This window comes from Pseudoduganella sp. UC29_106, from assembly GCF_044055365.1.
Taxonomy (GTDB): domain Bacteria; phylum Pseudomonadota; class Gammaproteobacteria; order Burkholderiales; family Burkholderiaceae_D; genus Rugamonas.
Window position 1 is genome coordinate 4,715,241 of sequence record NZ_CP171977.1, and the last position, 18,813, is coordinate 4,734,053.

Annotated in this window: 16 protein-coding genes and 3 pseudogenes; 8 read left to right on the forward strand and 11 right to left on the reverse strand. The window is 63.9% G+C overall.

Annotated features, from left to right (window positions below; all coding sequences use genetic code 11):
- Positions 1 to 5 precede the first annotated feature (5 nt).
- The 4 genes and pseudogenes from iscA to ACHMW6_RS23640 all read right to left on the reverse strand — a co-directional run bounded on the left by iscA (position 6) and on the right by ACHMW6_RS23640 (position 2,486).
- Positions 6 to 329, reverse strand: coding sequence for an iron-sulfur cluster assembly protein IscA (gene iscA, locus ACHMW6_RS23625; protein ID WP_395400416.1), 324 nt, complete (start codon positions 327 to 329; stop codon positions 6 to 8).
- A 27-nt stretch (positions 330 to 356) separates the two neighbouring features.
- A complete protein-coding gene (gene iscU / locus ACHMW6_RS23630) occupies positions 357 to 740 on the reverse strand; it encodes a Fe-S cluster assembly scaffold IscU (RefSeq protein ID WP_395400418.1) in 384 nt (127 codons plus the stop codon).
- 35 nt (positions 741 to 775) lie between these two features.
- On the reverse strand, positions 776 to 2,041 hold the full coding sequence (locus tag ACHMW6_RS23635) for an IscS subfamily cysteine desulfurase (protein WP_395400420.1): 1,266 nt from the start codon (positions 2,039 to 2,041) through the stop codon (positions 776 to 778).
- A gap of 18 nt (positions 2,042 to 2,059) precedes the next feature.
- Positions 2,060 to 2,486 (reverse strand): annotated as a pseudogene (locus ACHMW6_RS23640) (Rrf2 family transcriptional regulator).
- On the opposite strand from ACHMW6_RS23640, the gene ACHMW6_RS23645 reads away from it, so the two are divergent.
- The gene (locus tag ACHMW6_RS23645) at positions 2,385 to 2,606 is read left to right on the forward strand and encodes a hypothetical protein (RefSeq protein ID WP_395408795.1); all 222 of its coding nucleotides are present in this window, start codon (positions 2,385 to 2,387) and stop codon (positions 2,604 to 2,606) included. The pseudogene ACHMW6_RS23640 and the gene ACHMW6_RS23645 overlap by 102 nt on opposite strands.
- A 142-nt stretch (positions 2,607 to 2,748) precedes the next feature.
- Here the strand turns inward: ACHMW6_RS23645 and ACHMW6_RS23650 are convergent.
- The 4 genes and pseudogenes from ACHMW6_RS23650 to ACHMW6_RS23665 all read right to left on the reverse strand — a co-directional run.
- A pseudogene (locus ACHMW6_RS23650) lies at positions 2,749 to 3,504 on the reverse strand (uracil-DNA glycosylase); the annotation flags it as partial.
- A gap of 129 nt (positions 3,505 to 3,633) precedes the next feature.
- Positions 3,634 to 3,945 (reverse strand): c-type cytochrome, encoded by a 312-nt coding sequence (locus tag ACHMW6_RS23655; RefSeq protein WP_395400422.1) that lies wholly within the window; start codon positions 3,943 to 3,945, stop codon positions 3,634 to 3,636.
- Positions 3,946 to 3,955: 10 nt separating this feature from the next.
- Positions 3,956 to 5,176, reverse strand: coding sequence for a molybdopterin-dependent oxidoreductase (locus ACHMW6_RS23660; RefSeq protein ID WP_395400424.1), 1,221 nt, complete (start codon positions 5,174 to 5,176; stop codon positions 3,956 to 3,958).
- Between the two features lie 34 nt (positions 5,177 to 5,210).
- Complete coding sequence (locus tag ACHMW6_RS23665; protein ID WP_395400426.1) at positions 5,211 to 5,648, reverse strand: hypothetical protein; 438 nt, start codon at positions 5,646 to 5,648, stop codon at positions 5,211 to 5,213.
- 316 nt (positions 5,649 to 5,964) lie between these two features.
- Here ACHMW6_RS23665 and ACHMW6_RS23670 point away from each other — a divergent pair, with 316 nt between their 5' ends.
- The 6 genes and pseudogenes from ACHMW6_RS23670 (at position 5,965) to ACHMW6_RS23695 (ending at position 15,559) form a co-directional block, all read left to right on the forward strand.
- The gene (locus ACHMW6_RS23670) at positions 5,965 to 9,465 is read left to right on the forward strand and encodes an ATP-binding protein (protein ID WP_395400428.1); all 3,501 of its coding nucleotides are present in this window, start codon (positions 5,965 to 5,967) and stop codon (positions 9,463 to 9,465) included.
- An 87-nt stretch (positions 9,466 to 9,552) separates the two neighbouring features.
- Complete coding sequence (locus ACHMW6_RS23675) at positions 9,553 to 10,767, forward strand: efflux RND transporter periplasmic adaptor subunit (RefSeq protein WP_395400430.1); 1,215 nt, start codon at positions 9,553 to 9,555, stop codon at positions 10,765 to 10,767.
- Positions 10,764 to 11,448: pseudogene (locus ACHMW6_RS23680) on the forward strand (ABC transporter ATP-binding protein). Before ACHMW6_RS23675 ends, ACHMW6_RS23680 begins: the two are co-directional and overlap by 4 nt.
- A gap of 8 nt (positions 11,449 to 11,456) precedes the next feature.
- Positions 11,457 to 12,614: an ABC transporter permease gene (locus ACHMW6_RS23685; protein WP_395400432.1), complete on the forward strand. Its 1,158-nt coding sequence runs from the start codon at positions 11,457 to 11,459 to the stop codon at positions 12,612 to 12,614.
- A complete protein-coding gene (locus ACHMW6_RS23690) occupies positions 12,614 to 13,780 on the forward strand; it encodes an ABC transporter permease (protein WP_395400434.1) in 1,167 nt (388 codons plus the stop codon). Before ACHMW6_RS23685 ends, ACHMW6_RS23690 begins: the two co-directional genes overlap by 1 nt.
- A 60-nt stretch (positions 13,781 to 13,840) precedes the next feature.
- Positions 13,841 to 15,559, forward strand: a complete 1,719-nt coding sequence (locus ACHMW6_RS23695) for a diguanylate cyclase (protein ID WP_395400436.1) — start codon at positions 13,841 to 13,843, stop codon at positions 15,557 to 15,559.
- Positions 15,560 to 15,643: 84 nt separating this feature from the next.
- On the opposite strand, the gene maiA is transcribed toward ACHMW6_RS23695, so the two are convergent.
- From maiA to ACHMW6_RS23710, 3 genes are read right to left on the reverse strand one after another with little or no spacing between them, the layout of a single operon-like run.
- Complete coding sequence (gene maiA, locus ACHMW6_RS23700; protein WP_395400438.1) at positions 15,644 to 16,291, reverse strand: maleylacetoacetate isomerase; 648 nt, start codon at positions 16,289 to 16,291, stop codon at positions 15,644 to 15,646.
- Positions 16,288 to 17,310, reverse strand: a complete 1,023-nt coding sequence (locus ACHMW6_RS23705) for a fumarylacetoacetate hydrolase family protein (RefSeq protein WP_395400440.1) — start codon at positions 17,308 to 17,310, stop codon at positions 16,288 to 16,290. The genes maiA and ACHMW6_RS23705 overlap by 4 nt, the downstream gene beginning before the upstream one ends.
- A 12-nt stretch (positions 17,311 to 17,322) precedes the next feature.
- Complete coding sequence (locus tag ACHMW6_RS23710; RefSeq protein WP_395400442.1) at positions 17,323 to 17,853, reverse strand: VOC family protein; 531 nt, start codon at positions 17,851 to 17,853, stop codon at positions 17,323 to 17,325.
- A 121-nt stretch (positions 17,854 to 17,974) separates the two neighbouring features.
- On the opposite strand from ACHMW6_RS23710, the gene ACHMW6_RS23715 reads away from it, so the two are divergent.
- Positions 17,975 to 18,811, forward strand: a complete 837-nt coding sequence (locus tag ACHMW6_RS23715; RefSeq protein WP_395400444.1) for a LysR family transcriptional regulator — start codon at positions 17,975 to 17,977, stop codon at positions 18,809 to 18,811.
- The last annotated feature ends 2 nt before the right edge of the window (positions 18,812 to 18,813 follow it).

The window sequence follows — 18,813 nt, forward strand, 5'->3', positions numbered from 1 at the left end:
GATGCTTATACGCGGAAGCTTTCGCCGCAGCCGCAGGCGTCTTTCTCGTTCGGGTTGTTGAACTTGAAGCCTTCGTTCAGGCCTTCGCGGGCGAAGTCCAGCTCCGTGCCATCGATGTACGGCAGGCTTTTCGGATCAACGAAAACCTTCACGCCATGCGACTCGAAGACTGCATCCTCGTCCGCCTTTTCGTCCACGTACTCCAGTTTGTAGGCCAGACCGGAGCAGCCGGTCGTGCGAACGCCAAAGCGCAGGCCGATGCCCTTACCGCGGCGCTCCATATAGCGGTTGATATGCTTGGCTGCTTTTTCGGTCAATGTGATTGCCATAATTCCTCCGCGGCTGCCTGGTGCAGATTAAGCGCCGTGCTTTGCCTTGTAGTCGTTCACAGCTGCCTTGATGGCGTCTTCCGCCAGGATGGAGCAGTGGATCTTCACTGGCGGCAGGGCCAGTTCTTCAGCGATCTGGGTGTTCTTGATGGCCAGTGCTTCGTCCAGCGACTTGCCCTTCACCCATTCGGTGATCAGCGAGCTGGAAGCGATCGCCGAACCGCAACCGTAGGTCTTGAACTTTGCGTCCTCGATCTTGCCGTCGGCGCCGACCTTGATCTGCAGCTTCATCACGTCGCCGCAAGCCGGTGCGCCGACCATGCCCGTACCTACGGTATCGTCGCCCTTTTCAAAGGAACCGACGTTGCGCGGGTTTTCGTAGTGGTCGAGAACTTTTTCCGAGTAAGACATTTGATGCTCCTAGTTTAATTGGTCACGCTTCGCGCTTAGTGCGCGGCCCACTGGATCGAGTTCAGGTCGATCCCGTCCTTGTACATTTCCCACAGCGGGGACAGCTCGCGCAGCTTGCCCACCTTGGACTTCAGCAGTTCGACGGCAAAGTCGATGTCCTTCTCGGTGGTGAAGCGGCCGATGGTGAAACGGATGGAGCTGTGCGCCAGTTCGTCGCTGCGGCCCAGGGCACGCAGCACATAAGATGGTTCCAGGGAAGCCGAAGTGCAAGCCGAACCGGAGGACACGGCGATGTCCTTCACGGCCATGATCAGCGATTCGCCTTCCACGAAGTTGAAGCTCACGTTCAGGTTGTGCGGCACGCGGTGTTCCATGTCGCCATTGACGTAAGTCTCTTCGATTTCCTGCAGGCCCTTGGCCAGACGGTCGCGCAGCGCCTTGATGCGGCTGGTTTCGCTGTCCATCTCTTCCTTGGCGAGGCGGAAGGCTTCGCCCATGCCCACGATCTGGTGCACCGGCAGCGTGCCGGAGCGCAGGCCGCGCTCATGGCCGCCGCCATGCATCTGCGCTTCGATGCGCACGCGCGGCTTGCGGCAGACATACAGCGCGCCAATGCCTTTCGGACCGTAGGTCTTGTGGGCGGTAAAGGTCATCAGGTCCACTTTCAGGTCCTGCAGGTCGATCTTGATCTTGCCGGTGGCCTGGGCGGCGTCGCAGTGGAAGATGATGCCCTTGCTGCGGCAGAAGGCGGCGATTTCCTTGATCGGCTGGATCACGCCAATTTCGTTATTGACCATCATCACGGAGACCAGAATGGTGTCCGGACGCACGGCGGCAGCGATCTGCTCGACGGAAACCAGGCCATTATCCTGCGGGTCCAGGTAGGTGGCGTCGAAGCCCTGGCGTTCCAGTTCACGCACCGTGTCCAGCACTGCCTTGTGCTCGGTCTTCACGGTGATGATGTGCTTGCCCTTGGTCTTGTAGAAGTTGGCCGCGCCCTTGATGGCGAGGTTGTTCGATTCGGTGGCGCCGGAGGTCCAGATGATCTCGCGCGGGTCGGCGTTGATCAGGGCGGCCACATGGCCGCGCGCCTCTTCCACGGCCGCTTCCGCGGTCCAGCCGTACATATGGCTGCGGGAGGCCGGGTTGCCGAATTGTTCGCGCAGGTAAGGAATCATTTTGTCCGCAACGCGTGGATCGATCGGCGTGGTGGCCGAGTAGTCCATGTAGATCGGGAAGTGCGGTGCAGTGTGGAACTCTACCGGTGCTACCTGGGCGACATTCTTTTCGGGGGCGTTCATCTATTTACTCCAATTCGGTTAACCGAGGGCTGCCTGATTGTTGCGGTGCATGACCACGACATTCTGTTCAGCGTTCTTTGCTTTTTGCTGATCGACCAGGTCTTGCAGGGACACGGAATCCAGGTAGTCGACCATTTTTTCATTCAGGGTGGCCCACAGTTCGTGGGTCATGCAGCGGGCGCCGCTCGCGTGATCGGCGCCGTGGCAGTTTTCCTTGCCGCCGCACTGGGTTGCATCGAGCGGCTCATCGACGGCGATGATGATGTCGGCCACCGTTACCTTGTCCGCCCGGCGCGCCAGGCTGTAGCCGCCGCCCGGGCCGCGGGATCGATTCCACGATTTCATGGCGGCGCAGCTTGCCGAACAGCTGCTCAAGATAGGACAGCGATATCGACTGCCGCTGGCTGATGCCAGAGAGCGTCACAGGACCCTTGCCCTGGCGCATGGCCAGGTCAATCATCGCAGTCACAGCAAAACGGCCTTTGGTAGTCAGACGCATCACAACCTCGGTTCAACTCAGTTAAAATATCGTTCTGTTCACGAGATTCATTTCCCGATTACTTGAACGATTTAGTCAAGTATAACAGACTTGGGATTTCCTTGTCAGACGCGCTTCGAAGCGCCTGTGGGGGCGCATGCATTCGGCGGATCAATGATCGCCCTACAGCCCCTGCGGGGCCAAAATATTGATCCGCCGCCATTGTTGGCTTCAACAACTTCATTGGCCCGAACAACGCGTGCATTTGCTTATTGGCAATAAACGACACATTGTACGGATGCTCGCAGGCGATCTGCGGCAGCGCCTGCACCTCCGGCAGCTTGTTGAGCTGCTCCGCAATCTTCCCCCACAGCACTAACGTCGGCTGCTTCGCGGCCAGCGCGCGCAGCACGGTCTCGAACAAAGGCAGCCAGGCTTTCGCATCCTTGACGGGCGCCACGTGCGGGCGAAACACCAGCGATGCATTCAGCAGCAGGAACCCGTGCCCGATCAGCCGCTGCTGCACCTCGGCCAGGGTCTGGATCGCTGCACCGGAGCGGGCGCGGCTGGCCACGGCAGCCAGCGCTTCGCCATTGGTCTTGTCCTCGCTAAGCTGGCCATCGGCGACCAGCAGCATTTTCATGAAGTTGCGCAGCGAGGTCGCCTTGTTGACGGGCTTCGACAGCCCCCCGCCCTCCTCGTCCGACCACAAGCCCTTCACCGCGCCATCCATGAAGCAGACGCCGGTCGCGCTCTCGGCGCGCGGATAAGGGCCCTCGCCGACCAGCACATAGCGCACCTTGTCCAGCGGCTGGGAGAAGGCCGCGAAGAGGCGCAGCTCGGTAGGCAGGTAGCTATCCAGCGCCAGCTCGGGCAGATAGGACGGGTTCGCCTTCGCCATCGCTTCCAGTCCGTCTTTCAAAACGGCGTGCCAGGACGAGTCGGCGCGGTCGAGCGCCTGCAGGATTTGCGGTGGGATGGTCATTCGGACAGCTTTATCTACGGGGAAACGTGAGATTGTAGCGCATGCGTGCTGGCGGCGCTTGCTGTAAACCCACGGCCAAAACCTGGTGTCAGCCACATCGTGGCTGACACCTGTTTTACGCCTTTGGTTCTATTTGGCTTTCTCGGCGCCGTAAGTCTTGACCAGGTAGTCGACCATGGCGGGAATATCCTCATCAGCGAACTGTGCGCCGAACGGTTTCTTCATCTTCTTCACGGTCGCCTCCCAGTAGGCCCGCGCCGACGATGGCGGCTGCATCTGGGAGTAGTGCGCGGAATGGCACAGCAGGCAGTTGGTCTGCACCAGCTGATAGCCCGGCAGCTGGCTGGGCTTGTACGCGGCCGTTTCGGGTGGCAGCACGATCTCGGCGGCCGAAGCCACGCAGCAGCCGGCGGCAAGAGCAAGAGCAAGCAAAGCTTTCATGGTCCCTCCCTCAGGCCGCCACGATGCGCGTGGTTTCAACGGTATTGCGCATATAGCCCGCCGCATTCCACAGCCCCGCCATCGGCTGGCTCTGTCCGATGCGGTTGACTGCGCGCACCATCAGCTCATGCGTGCCTTTGGACGGCTTGAACGGCGCGCTCCATTCGCGGAAGGAATAGCGCCCCAGGTCCTGGCCCAGCGTGGCCGCTTGCCAGGTCTTGCCGCCGTCGGCGGAGAAGGCGACTTCGGTAATACCCTGGCCGCCGTCGAAGGCAATTCCTTTGACCACCAGCGCCTTGCCCGCCTTCACCCGGGCGCCGTCCGGCAGGCTGGTGATGAAGGAACGCACATTGAAGCGCGCGATCGGCACCGTGCGCGCCGGCGCGGTGCCTGGCTGCACGCAGGCGCAGGGATTGTCCGGAATGCGGTAGGCCGAGGCCATCCAGAAACCGTCATACGGTTTATCCAGCACCGTGATGTCGGACAGATGCTTGATCCAGTAAGTGCCGTAATAACCCGGCACCACCAGGCGCAATGGATAGCCGTTGAGCATGGGCAGATCGGCGCCATTCATCTGCCAGGCCAGCATCACCTCGCCATCCAGCGCATGGTCGATGTTCAGCGCCTTGACGAAATCCGGACCGTCGCCGGCCGGCGGCGTATCCAGGCCGTTGAAGGCCACCTGCACCGCGCCCGCCTTCACGCCGGCCTTCTCCAGCAGGGTCCTGAGCGGCAAACCCTTCCAGCGCGCATTGCCCATCGCACCATTCGACAATTGGCCGCCATTGGCGCGCGGCGCGAAATGCGCGCGGCTGTTGCCCGAGCACTGGTTGACGGCCACGATCTCCACCGCGTCGCCGAGCTGGCGCAGATCCGCCAGCGACAGGTCCAGCGGCGTGTTCACGTGCCCGCCCACCTTGAGCCGGTATGCGTCCGGATCGATGGAGGTGGGAATCGCGCTCCAGTGGTAGCGCACGAAGAAGGCATCGTTGGGAGTCAGCACACCTTCACTGAAGACTGCGAAAGGTGTTTCCAGCTGGGGCGGCCTGCTGGTCAGCACGATCAGGGGACGCTTCTGCGGAAACGCCGCCAACTCGCGCTCGCCGTTGTCGAACGGCAATTTTATTCGCGCCGTGTCCGCCAGCGCTGCAAGGCCATGGCCGCCGAGGACCGAGGCCGCGCCGGCCCAGCCGGCATGTTTGAGGAAGTCCCGCCTGCGATATGCACACATGTCTGCCTCCCCTCGAAAGGATCAGGCAACTTTATCACAGTCCTGAAAGCAAATCGTTGGCATTAAGAATCGCCCAGGCGATCTCGGGGTGTTTGTCCAGGCAACGGCGAATTGCTGCGGGAATGGCTTGCCGCGTCTTGCGGCACAGGCCAGGTTTCTGTTCCAGCTCGATCTGGAAACCGCGTACCGTGCGCACTTCGTTCGTACCCGGCAGTATGCTTACGTTTATGCCCAACTGTTCCTCCAAGCGCTGGCCAATACGCATCAATTCCGCGTAGGTGGCAATGGCCTCGATTCTTTCGACCAGCCGTTTCTCCTCCTCCTTCGTCAGTCGCAGGATGCGCAGGTCGGCTTGCGGGTCGCCCAGCAGCGATTCGCGCTCGCACACGCAGGCGCCGGGCGGACACTCTTTGCGGATTGGAAAAGCAGGTGAATGCACAATGAATTCAGGCTTCGGCAGCAGATCGGACAAGTATCCTTTGCATGGGCCGCTGCTGTCAAACCCCCCGCTTGTCCGTGGTGCATTCCTGTCATACAGTAGCTGTTCGTCCATTGGATTGATAAAGACGGTAACAACGTGAGCCAACTTCCGCAGTTTCTTGCCGCCCCCGGTACGCTGGGCCGTCTGATCGGGGAATTCGACTGGTCGGCCACGCCTCTCGGGCCGCTGGAGAACTGGCCGCAAAGCCTGCGCACCACCGTCAGCCTGATGCTCAACACCACCCACCCGATCTGGATCGGCTGGGGGACCGGAAACGACTTTCCTCTACAACGACGCCTATATTGCGGTGCTGGGCGAGGCCAAGCATCCGTGGGCGCTCGGCCGGCCTGCCAGCGAAGTGTGGTCCGAGATCTGGGACTATTGCCAGCCGCTGGTCGACAAGGTCTTCCAACAGGCCGAGGCCACCTATGTCGGCGAAGAGCAGCTGTTCATGAACCGCGGCGGCTGGCTGGAAGAGAAGTACTTCACGTTTTCCTATAGCCCGATCGTGGATGAAACGGGCGGCGTGGGCGGGCTGTTCTGCCCGTCCGCGGATGTCACCAGCAGCAAGCTGAATGCACGCCGGCTGGCGACCCTGTCGTCGCTGTCCGCTTCTGCGCTGGGCGAGCACACCATAGCCAGCGCCTGCGACAGCGCGATGGCCGCCATCGCCGCCAATCCGAACGATATTCCCTTCGCCGCCCTGTATTTATGCGACGGGGAAGGCGGCCCCGCACGCGCGCAGCAAACGGTTCGCCTGCCCGCTCCATCGCCGCTGCCGGACCAGATGACGCTGGCCGGCGCCGCTGAACTGCTGCGCGTCGGCCATCTGCAGGACTTGCCGCCCGGCCCCGCCAGGCAGCGCGTGAACGAAGCCCTTGCCCTGCCGTTGGTACTGCCCGGCCAGGCGCATGATGCGGGCGTGCTGGTGCTGGGTGTCAGCCCCGCGTGCCGGCTCGATGAACACTATCGCAGTTTTCTCGAGATGGTGGCGGGCCAGTTCGGCGCCGCGCTGCAGAACGCCACCGCCGTCGAAGAGCAGCGGCGCCGCGCCGAAGCGCTGGCGGAGCTGGACCGCGCCAAGACGGCTTTCTTCAGCAATGTGAGCCACGAGTTCCGCACGCCGCTCACGCTGATGCTGGCGCCCATCGAGGACGCCATCGAAGACAGCGAGAACCGTCTCTCCGCCGCCCAGCACGAGCGCCTGCAGCTGGCCCACCGCAATGCGCTGCGCCTGCAAAAGCTGGTGAACACCCTGCTCGACTTCTCCCGCGTACAGGCCAACCGCATGCACGTGGCCTTCGTCGAGACCGACCTGGCCGCCCTCACCTGCGACCTTGCCAGCAGCTTCCGCTCCGTGCTCGAAAGTGCGGATCTCACCCTCACGACGGATTGCCCGCCCCTCTCCTCGCCGGCATGGGTGGATGTGGGACTATGGGAAAAGATCATCCTCAACCTGCTCTCCAACGCCTTCAAGTTCACCTTCGAGGGCGGCATCACCGTCCAGGTGCGCGAGCAGGATGGCCAGGCCGTGGTTGAAGTGCGCGACACGGGCGTGGGCATCGCGCCCGAGCACCTGGACCGCATTTTCGAACGCTTCCAGCGCGTGGAGGGCACGCGCTCACGCACCCATGAAGGCTCGGGCATCGGCCTGGCCCTGGTGCGCGACCTGGTCGAGCTGCATCACGGCAGCATAGCAGTGGCCAGCGAGCCCGGCGCCGGCGCCACGTTCACCGTCAAGCTGCCGCTGGGCCGCGCCCATTTGAGCGACGAGGAAATCAGCGCCCAGCCGGACGCCAGCAACCGCGGCGCGCGCGAAGCCTACACGCTGGAAGCCATGCGCTGGCTGCCCGAAGCCATTCCCCAGCAGCCTTTCCTCGACCTGGCGGACGACCGCAGCGTGCTGACCGTGGGCGCCCACGTACTGGTGGCCGACGACAATACCGATATGCGCGACTACCTGGCGCGCCTGCTGCGCCAGCGCTGGCGCGTGACCGCCGTCAGCAACGGCCGCGAAGCGCTGGCCGAGGCCGGGAACAGCAGGCCGGACCTGATCATCTCGGACGTGATGATGCCGGAGCTGGATGGCTTCGGCCTGATTGCCGCCCTGCACGAAAGCGAAATCCTGCACGACGTGCCGGTGATGCTGCTCTCCGCCCGCGCCGGCGAGGAAGCGCGCATCGAAGGCCTGAACGCCGGTGCGGACGATTACCTGGTCAAGCCCTTCTCCGCCCGCGAACTGCTGACCCGCGTCGATAACCAGCTGGTGCGCTCGCGCATCCGCCAGATCGAGCGCTCCCACGCCACCCGCATGGCGTCCGTCTTCATGCAGGTACCGGCCGCCATTGCCATCCTGCGCGGTCCCAGCCTGGTGTATGAATTGATCAATGAGCGCTACTGCGAAATCATTGGCGGCCGCGAGGTACTGGGCATGCCGCTGCGCCAGGCCTTCCCGGAACTGGAGAGCCAGGGCCTGTGCGAGGAGCTGGAGGGCGTGCTGGCGACGGGGCAGGCGGCCGAGGGCCGTGCGCGGCGCGTGATGCTGGCGCGCGGTCCGCACGGCGAAACCCAGGAATGTTATTTCGATTACGTGCACCAGCCTATCCGCGACGGCCACGGCGCCATCGACCGTGTGGCCCTGGTCGCCTTCGAAGTGACGGAACTGGTGCGCGCGCGGCGCGACGCCGAAATCGCCAACCGCACCAAGGACGATTTCCTTGCCATGCTGGGCCACGAGCTGCGCAATCCGCTCTCGCCCATCCTGATTGCCCTGGAGCTGATGCGCCTGAAAGGCATCGGCGCCCTGACCAAGGAGCACGCCGTGATCGAGCGCCAGGCCCAGCACCTGGTGCGCATGGTGGACGACCTGCTGGACGTGGCGCGCATCGCCCAGGGCAAGATCACGCTGCGTCCCGAGCGCGTGGAACTGGCGAAGCTGGTGGCGCAGGCGGTGGAAACCGTGAGCCCGCTGCTGGAAGAGCGCCAGCACTTCCTCAAGGTCGATGTGCCGGTGACGGGCATGGAAGTGACGGCCGACCCGCTGCGCTTCACCCAGGTGCTGAGCAACCTGCTCACCAATGCGGCCAAGTACACCAATAACGGCGGCCAGATTTCGGTCAGCGCCAGCGCGGAAACCGGCGATGCCGTGGTGCGCGTGCGCGATAACGGCATCGGCATCGCGCCGGACATGCTGTCGCAGCTGTTCGACAAATTCGTCCAGGAGCGCCAGGCGCTGGACCGCTCGCGCGGCGGCCTTGGCCTGGGCCTGGCGATTGCGCGCAGCATCGCCGGTCTGCACGGCGGTACGGTGTCCGCAAGCAGCGACGGCATCGGCAAAGGCAGCGAGTTCGTGCTGCGCATGCCGCTGGCGCCCGCCGTGCGGCCAGCCCAGGCGGCCAGGGCCGCGCCGGTTACAATGCTTGACGGCGATGGCGCATCCAGGCCGCAGCGCCGCCGCGTGCTGCTGGTGGACGACAATCCGGACGTGCTGGAGGGCTTGCGTACCCTGCTCGAGGTGCATGGCCACCAGGTGGAAACGGCGGCCGATCCGGCCAGCGCCCTGCGCACCAGCCAGCACTTCGCGCCGGACATCGCCATTCTCGACATCGGCCTGCCCGGCATGGACGGCTACGAACTGGCCGCCGAACTGCGCCTGCAGCCAGGCTTTGCGTCCACCCATATGGTGGCGCTGACGGGCTACGGGCAGCCGGCCGACCGCAAGCGCTCGCGCGCTGCAGGCTTCGCCGCCCATCTCGTGAAGCCGGTCAGCGCCAGCCAGCTGTACGCCCTGCTGAACGAGCCCGTTTGACCGGACCGGCCCGTGGCAGGGGCGCTTGCGGACGGGGCAATTGTGTAGCACTATTGGCAACCATAGCGACTTCCCAGTGAGGCGGATGTGGCGGCACCTGATATTTCAAAGCTGAAGATCGAACGCGGCGCCACTCCTTCGGCGCCGCTGCGGCGGCCACGCCGCTGGAAATGGCTGGCCATCGGCGCTGTCGTGCTGGCCGTGGCCGGGGCGCTCGTGGCGCGCGTCGGCGGCGGCAAGGCGGATGTGGACATCGTCACCGTGGCCCAGGCCTGGCCTTCCCAGAACTACACCCTGCTCAATGCCACCGGCTATGTGGTGGCCCAGCGCAAGGCGGCGCTGTCCTCCAAGGCCACCGGGCGCCTGGAGTGGCTGGGCGTGCTGGAAGGCAGCCGCGTGAAGAAGGATGAAGTGGTGGCGCGCCTGGAAAACCGCGACGTCAGCGCCACCCTGGGCCAGGCCGAGGCCAACGTCAAGCTGGCCCAGGCCAACCTGCTGCAGGGCGAGGCCGAACTGGCGGACGCGCGCAACGCCTGGCAGCGCGCGCAGGACCTGCTGCAGCAGAAATTCATTGCCGCCGCGGCCTACGATTCCGCGCTGGCCCGCTACAACAAGGCCAAGGCGGCCATCAGCGCCCAGCGCGCGGCCATCACGGCGGCCCAGGCCAATGCCCGCGCGGCCCAGGTGGCGGTCGACCAGACCGTGATCCGCGCCCCCTTCGACGGCGTGATCCTGACCAAGAACGCCAATGTGGGCGACAACATCACGCCTTTTTCATCCGCCGCCGACAGCAAGGGCGCGGTGGTGACCATTGCCGACATGGGTACCCTGGAAGTGGAGGCCGACGTTTCCGAATCCAGCCTGTCGAAGATCCGCATCGACCAGCCGGCCGAAATCCAGCTCGATGCCTTCCCCGAGCTGCGCCTCTCCGGCACGGTGTCGCGCATGGTGCCAACGGTGGACCGCAGCAAGGCCACTCTGCTGGTCAAAGTGCGCTTCAACGACCGCGATCCGCGCGTGCTGCCGGACATGAGCGCCAAGGTGGCTTTCCTGTCCAAGGCCGTCCCGCCGGAAGACCGCATTCCCGTCACCGCCGTGCAGCCTGCGGCCATCGTGCAGCGCGAAGGCAAGTCCGTCGTCTTCGTCGTGACCGACGACAAGGCCAGGCTGATGCCCGTCATGGCGGGCCGCAAGGTGGGCGAACTGGTCGAAGTGCGAGGCCTGAAACCGGGCGACAAGGTGGTGCTCAAGCCTTCCGACAAACTGCAGAACGGCCAGCCGGTCGCCGTCACGAAAAAATGAACGCCCTGGTCCAGATTGAGCATCTGGTGAAATCCTACCAGCGCGGCGGCCAGGTCGTGCCCGTGCTGACCGATATCACGCTGGACATCCAGCGCGGCGACTTCACGGCCCTGATGGGCCCTTCCGGGCTCGGGCAAGAGCACCCTGCTCAACCTCATCGCCGGCATCGACAAGCCGGACAGCGGCGTGCTGCGCGTCGCCGGCCTGGATATCGCGGCCATGTCCGAAAGCGCGCTGGCGGCGTGGCGCGCCTCCAATGTGGGATTCATCTTCCAGTTCTATAACCTGATGCCCGTGCTGACCGCTTACGAGAACGTGGAATTGCCGCTGCTGCTGACGTCCCTCAGCCGGCGCGAACGGCGCGAGCGCGTGGAGCTGACGTTGTCCATGGTCGGCCTGTCGGACCGCATGGACCACACGCCGAACGAACTGTCCGGCGGCCAGCAACAGCGCGTGGCCATCGCGCGCGCCATCGTCACCGATCCCGTGCTGATCGTGGCGGACGAACCCACGGGCGACCTCGATCGCCATTCCGCCGCCGAGGTGCTGTCCCTGCTCAACCAGCTGAACCGGGAACTGGACAAGACCATCATCATGGTCACGCACGACGCCCATGCCGCCCAGCAGGCGCGCAAGCTGGTCCACCTGGAAAAAGGCGAGCTGCTGGACGCAGCGGCCTGACGCCTGCCATGTATCTGCTGAAGCTGATCGCCCGCAACGCCATGCGCCACAAGCTGCGCACCATCCTCACGGTGCTTGGCTTGATGGTGGCGACCATTTCCTTCGGCTTCCTGCAAACCGTTGTCAACGCCTGGTATGCCGGCGCGGAAGGCGCGGCTGCCACCACGCTGGTCACGCGCAACGCCACCTCGCTGGTGTTCCCCCTGCCCCTTTCCTACGAGGCGCGCATCCGCGCCGTCAACGGCGTAACGGGTGTGGCCCACGCCAACTGGTTCGGCGGCATTTACCAGGACCCGAAGAACTTCTTCGCCCAGTTCGCAGTCTCCGCCGAAAGCTATTTCGACATCTACAGCGACTACCTGCTTCCCGAAGCCGACCGTACCGCCTTCCTGCGCGACCGCAAGGGCGCCATCGTGGGCCGCAAGCTGGCCGACCAGTACGGCTTCAAGGTCGGCGACGTCATCCCCATCAAGGGCACCATCTATCCCGGCACCTGGGAGTTTGTGCTAAGAGGCATCTACGACGGCGCCAAGACCACCACCAATACGGCCACCATGTTCTTCCACTGGGATTACATCAACGAGTCGATCAAGCGCCAGGCGCCGCGCCGAGGCAACCAGGTCGGTGTGTTTGTAATCGGGATCCGCCAGCCGGAGGATGCGGCCATGATCTCGAACGCCATCGACGCCCAGTTCCGCAACTCCCTGGCCGAAACCCTGACGGAGACGGAAAAGGCATTCCAGCTCGGCTTCGTGTCCATGTCCGAAGCGATCGTGGTGGCGATCCGCGTCGTGTCCTTCGTGGTCATCGTCATCATCATGGCGGTGATGGCGAACACGATGGCGATGAGCGCGCGCGAACGCCTGTCCGAATATGCAACGCTGAAAGTACTGGGCTTCGGGCCCGGCTTCCTGACCATCCTGATCTTCGGCGAATCCCTGCTGCTGGCCATGGTCGGCTGCCTGCTGGGCGTTGGGCTGCTCTTCCCGCTGGCCAGCGGCTTCGCCAGGCTGATGGGCACCATGTTCCCTGTCTTCGAAGTCTCGCTATGGACGGTGCTGCAGCAGATCATTGCGGCGCTGGCCGTCGGCGCCGTGGCCGCCATTGCGCCGACGCTGCGCGCCACAAGGGTGAACATCGTTGAAGGCTTGCGGAGCATAGGCTGATGAAAATCCCCTTCTCCTATATCGCCCGCAATCTGTGGACGCGGCGCCTGACCACCGTGCTCACTTCCGGCGGCCTGGCCCTCGTCGTCTTCGTGTTCGCCACGGTGCTGATGCTGGATGAAGGCTTGCGCACAACGCTCGTCACCACGGGCGAATACAACAATGTGGTGGTGATCCGCCGCTCGGCGGAAACCGAGGTGCAGAGCGGCGTGGACCGCAAGCAGGCGTCGGTGGTCGCCAGCCATCCCGCCATTGCGCTGGGCGCCGATGGACAGCCGCTGGTCTCCAAGGAAACCGTCGTGCTGATTTCCCTGCCCAAGCGCGGTTCGGACAAGCCCTCCAATATCGTGATCCGCGGCGTGAGCGATCGCGGCGCGCTGATGCGGCCGCAGGTGAAACTGAGCGAAGGCCGCATGTTTGCGCCCGGCGCGTCCGAAATCATCGCCGGCGCCAGCATTGCGCGCCGTTTCGTGGGCGCGGGCATCGGCGAAACGCTGCGCTTTGGCCAGCGCGAATGGACGGTGGTTGGCCTGTTCGATGCGCAGAACAGCGGTTTCGATTCCGAGATCTGGGGCGATGCCGAGCAACTGATGCAGGCCTTCCGCCGCACCGCTTTCTCCTCGGTGATCGTGCGCCTCAACGATACGCGCGAGTTCGAACGCTTCAAGAAGGACATCGAATCCGATCCCCGCCTCACGCTGGAAGCCAAGCGCGAACAGGTGTTCTATGCGGACCAGTCGAAAGCCCTGTCCAACTTCATCAGCTACCTGGGCCTGGCGCTCTCCATCATCTTCTCCATCGGCGCCATGATCGGCGCCACCATCACCATGTACGCCTCGGTCGCCAACCGCGTGGGCGAAATCGGCACGCTGCGCGCCCTCGGCTTCCAGCGCCGCAGCATCCTGGCTGCTTTCCTGGCCGAAGCCATGCTGCTGGCCCTGGTCGGCGGCGGGGTGGGCCTGTTCTGCGCCTCCTTCATGCAGTTCCTGTCCTTCTCCACGACGAATTTCCAGTCCTTCTCCGAACTGGCTTTCGGCTTCAAGCTGAATTCCGCCATCGTGATCAAGACCATCCTGTTCTCCCTTCTGATGGGCTTTATTGGCGGCTTCCTGCCGGCCGTGCGTGCGGCCCGACTGAAAATCGTGGACGCGCTACGCGCCGCCTGATAATTCATTGTCAAAATTGTTGTTTTACTGCCACTAACATTGCCTTGCAGGAAATAAATCGTGCTACACTTTTCCCATATGGCAAAAATGTGCATTCCTGTCCCGCTGCTGCGCCTGCTGGCGCTCTGCTGCTGGCTCGCGTGCGCGCTGCCGGCACCGGTGCAGGCAGCTGGGGCCTACGGGGAGCGCCAGGTCCTGATCCTGTATTCACTGGGATCGGATTCGGTGTCGACCTGGCAGAAGCTGGTGCACAAGGGCCTGTACGATGAACTGGGCCGGCGCAATCTGGGCAGCATCCCGGCCATCTTCGAAGAACGCTTCGACGCCAACTTGGTGGGCGAGTCGCAGGCGCTGGAGGGCATGGCGCCTTACCTGCGCACGAAGTATGCCGCCGTCAGGTTCGACGCCATCATTACCGAAAACGCTGTCGCCGCGGCTTTCCTGGCCGCCCATCCCGAACTCTTTCCCAGCGTGCCGCGCCATTACGTCAACCACGGCCACCTGGGCTGGCAGCCTTCCGACGGCGCCGGCTACGAGGTGCGTTCCGATTTCGCGCGCGCCATTGGGGTGATCCCGCAGGTGGCGCCGCAGGTGCGGCGCATTGCGGTGGTGGGCGACCAGTCAGCGCGCTGCCAGGAGTGGGTTTCAGCGATCCGCGCCGTGGCCCGGGATTACAACAAGCGCATCGCCTTCGAATACTGGGATAACCAGACCTTCGAAGACTTGCAGCGCGCCGTCCATGGCCTGGACCGCAACACGGCCCTCTTCCTGCTGATGGCGAACCGCGACAGCGCTGGCGCCATCATGGCGCCGGGCGAACTGGCGCGCACGCTGGCCGCGTCCACCGAGGCGCCCGTGTTCACGCATACGGAGTCGATGGTGCAGCCCGGCGTCGTGGGCGGCTATGTGGTCAGCGGCGAGAACGTGGGGCGCATGATCGCGCAAATCCTGCTGGGCGAGCCGCCGGTGCTGGAGCGCCTGCAGGGCTATCTGTTCGATTATCCGGCGCTCAAGCGCTTCCACCTGCGTAACCTGCCGCCGGAAGCGCTGCTGCGCAACCGGCCGGAAGATGTGTGGGACCTGTACCGCTGGCAGATCATCGGCAGCATCACGCTGATCGTGCTGCAGGGCGTGCTGATTACCTCGCTGGTGCTGGTGCTGCGCGACCGCCGCCGCACGCTCGGTGCGCTGGCCGATGAACGCAACAACCTGGAAGACCGCGTGCTGCAACGCACGCTGGAACTGCTGATGGCGAACCAGAAGCTGGAGCAGCTGGCCACGACCGATCCGCTGACCGGCATCGCCAACCGCCGCAAGATGACGGAACAGATCGCGCACGAGCTGGAACGCGCGCGGCGCTTCCATCATCCCCTGTCTCTGCTGATGATCGATATCGACCATTTCAAGCGCATCAACGATACCTATGGCCATGAGGTGGGCGACAAGGCGATCCTCGCAGTGTCGCTGCTGCTGACGCAAACCATGCGCGGCATTGACCTCGCGGCGCGCTTCGGCGGCGAGGAATTCGTGCTGCTGATGCCGGAAACGCATGCGGAAGTGGCGGCGCTTGCGGCGGAGCGCTTGCGCGAGGCGATGTCGGCCTTGCGCGTGCCGGCCGATGGCGGGGCGGAGGTGGCGCTGACGGTCAGTATCGGGGTTTCGTGTGCGGATTCCTGCGGAGCGCAGGATACGCCTTCGTCACTGCTCGTGCGGGCGGATAAGGCGCTGTACCGGGCCAAGAAGGAGGGCCGCAACTGCGTGAAGACGGCGGATCAATGATCCGCCCTACGCCGTGCGCCAGATCATGCGCCACCCGAACGTGTAGGGCGGATCATTGATCCGCCGTGCGTGCCGTCACGCGGCTTACGCTTCGGTGTCGGGCTGGTTGGACGGATGCGCGGCGACGAACGCGGGCAAATTCACGCAATGCTCGTTGATGCGCGCGATATTGGGGAACTGCGCCATATCGATATTGAAGCGCTGGGCGTTGAAGACTTGCGGCACGAGCAGGCAATCGGCCATGGTCGGCGTATCGCCGTAGCAGAAGCGTCCCATGTCGCCGTCGCGCTCCAAGTGCGCTTCGAGGTCGCGCATGCCGAGGATATTCCAGTGCTTCCACCACTCGTTCTTGGCCTCCTCCGTAAAGCCCAGCGGTCCTTTCAGATGCTTCAACACACGCAGATTGGTCAGCGGATGCGTGTCGCAGGCGATGGTCTGGGCCAGCGCGCGCACGCGAGCGCGGCCGACTGCATCCTGCGGCAGCAGCGGCACCATGGGATGCTCCTCGTCCAGATACTCGATGATGGCCAGCGACTGCGTCAGCACCACGCCGTTATCCTCCAGCGCCGGAATCAGCGCGCTCGGATTCACATCGGTATAGGCTTGCTTGCGCTGCTCGCCGCCGTCGCGCAACAGGTGAACAGGTATGGCGTCGTACTCCAGGCCCTTCAGGTTCAGTGCAATGCGCACGCGGTAGGCAGCCGAGCTGCGGAAATAGGTGTACAGCTTCATGCACGCTCCCCATAGTTGCGGACAGTCTGTTCGATGGCGCCAAAGATGCTCTTGCCCGTCTGGTCGTTCATTTCGATGCGCACGGTGTCGCCGAATTTCAGGAAGCTGGTTTGCGGCGCGCCCGTTTCGATCGTCTCATACATGCGCACTTCGGCCAGGCAGCAATAACCCACGCCGCCATTGGCGATGCTCGATCCGTGCAGATCGCCCTGCTTGTTGGAGACGGTACCCGAACCGATGACGGAACCGGCGCACAGCTCGCGTGTTTGCGCCGCGTGCGCCACCAGCTGGGCGAAGCTGAAGGTCATGTCCACGCCCGCATTCGGCTTGCCGAAAGGCTGGCGGTTGATCTGCACCAGCAGCGGCAGGCGCAGCCTGCTCTCTTCCCAGTGGCGCCCCAGCTCATCGGGCGTGACGGCCACCGGCGAGAAGGCGCTGGCCGGTTTGGAGTTGAAGAAGCCGAAGCCCTTGGCCAGTTCGTTCGGGATCAGGTTGCGCAGCGAAACATCGTTGACCAGCATGACCAGTCGGATGGCCTGCGCCGCTTCCTCCACGCTCGCACCCATCTTCACATCGCCGGTCACCACGGCCACCTCCGCCTCCAGGTCAATGCCCCAGTCTTCGGACAGCGCGTACACCGGGTCGCGCGGGCCCACGAAGGAATCCGAGCCGCCCTGGTACATCAGCGGGTCCGTGTAGAAGGACGGCGGCATGTCCGCATTGCGCGCCTTGCGCACCAGCTCCACGTGGTTGATGTAGGCGGAACCGTCCGCCCACTGGAAAGCGCGCGGCAGCGGCGAGTGGCACTGCTTCTCGTCGAAAGGCTGGGCGCCGGACGCGCTGCCCTGGTTCAGCAGGGCATAGATCTGCTTCAGGTGCGGCGCGGCGGTATTCCAGTTGTCCAGCGCGAACTGCATGGTCGGCGCGATATTCGGCACGGCCTGGCAAAATTTCAGGTCGCGCGATACGACGACCAGGCGGCCGTCGCGGCTGCCATCTTTCAGGGTTGCGAGCTTCATTTTCTTCCTTGCTTATTCTTGCGGAGCGTGCATCCAGGCGGCGTGCTTGGGCGCCTTTTTCGTTTTAGACCATTCTTCGAGCATTTCCCACTTTACCGCGTCCAGCTTCTGCATCATCTCCGGCGTGCCGGTGTTGACGGCCAGTTCCAGGCGGTGGCCGTTCGGGTCGAAGAAGTAGATGGACTTGAAGATGGTGTGGTTGACAGGGCCGATCACGTCGATGCCCGCAGCCATCAGGCGCTCCTTGGTCGCCAGTAGCTCATCCATGGACTCCACTTCCATCGCCAGGTGCTGCACCCAGGCCGGGGTGTTCTCGTCGCGGCCCATCACGGGCTGGGTCGGCAGCTCGAAGAAGGCCAGCACGTTGCCGTGGCCGGCGTCCAGGAACACGTGCATATAGGGGTCCGGCGCCTTGGTGGACGGCACCTCGTCTTCGGCGATGGCGAGCACGAAGTTCATATCCAGGTGCTTCACGTACCACTCCACGGTCTCTTTCGCGTCCCTGCAGCGATAGGCGACGTGGTGGATCTGCTTGATTTTCATGGCGGGTCTCCTCTGTATTTCGACATTAAACTCCCGTTTCAGCTATCATACAAACGATATTTTCATGCCCATTTATCAGATTTTCCGATGAGTCCAACCGTCCGCCAGATGCGCGCCCTCGTTGCCGTGGCCCGCACCGGCAGCTTCACGCTCGGCCGCCGAACTGCTGCATGTGACCCAGTCCGCCCTCTCCGGGCAAATCAAGGAACTGGAGCAGTTGCTGGGCGTGCGGGTGGTGGAGCGCAATACGCGCCGCGTCCAGCTTTCCGAAGTGGGCCGCGAGCTCTTTCCCCTGTTCGACAAGATGTTGCAGGACCTGGATGGCGCCATGGCCGATATCGCCAGCCGCAAGGCGCTGAAAAAAGGCATGGTGCGCGTGGCGGCGCCGCAGATGATGTGCTGTACGCTGCTGCCGGAAGTAATCGCGGCCTATCGCGAGGCCTACCCGGGCGTCCAGGTGCAGCTGATCGACGTGCCGGTCGATAATGTCTCGCCGCGCGTTTCCAGCGGCGAGGTGGACGTGGGCATCGGTCCGGAACGCGATATCGGCGCCGAGGTGGATGCCCAGCTGCTGTTCGAAATGCCCTTTGTCGCCGTGTTCCCGGCCGGCCATCCCCTTGCCTCGCGCAGCGAGGTACGCTGGGAAGACCTCAACGCCCATCCGCTGATCGCCCTGCAAGGCCAGTTCACCGAGCGCCTGCTGCGCGAAATGCACACGCTGTCGCCCTACAATGAAGTGACCTTCATGACCACGGCGCTGGCCATGGTCGCCGCCGGCCTTGGCGTGACTGCCTGCCTGCCCTATGCTGCGCCCATGGTGCGGCGCTATGGGCTGGAAATGCGTCCCCTGATCGAGCCTGAGCTGACCCGCAAGTTTTTCATCTATACCAAGTCCTCGCGCACGCCCTCACCCGCTGCGGAACGCTTCATCAGCTTCCTCGGCGAACACGCCGTATAATT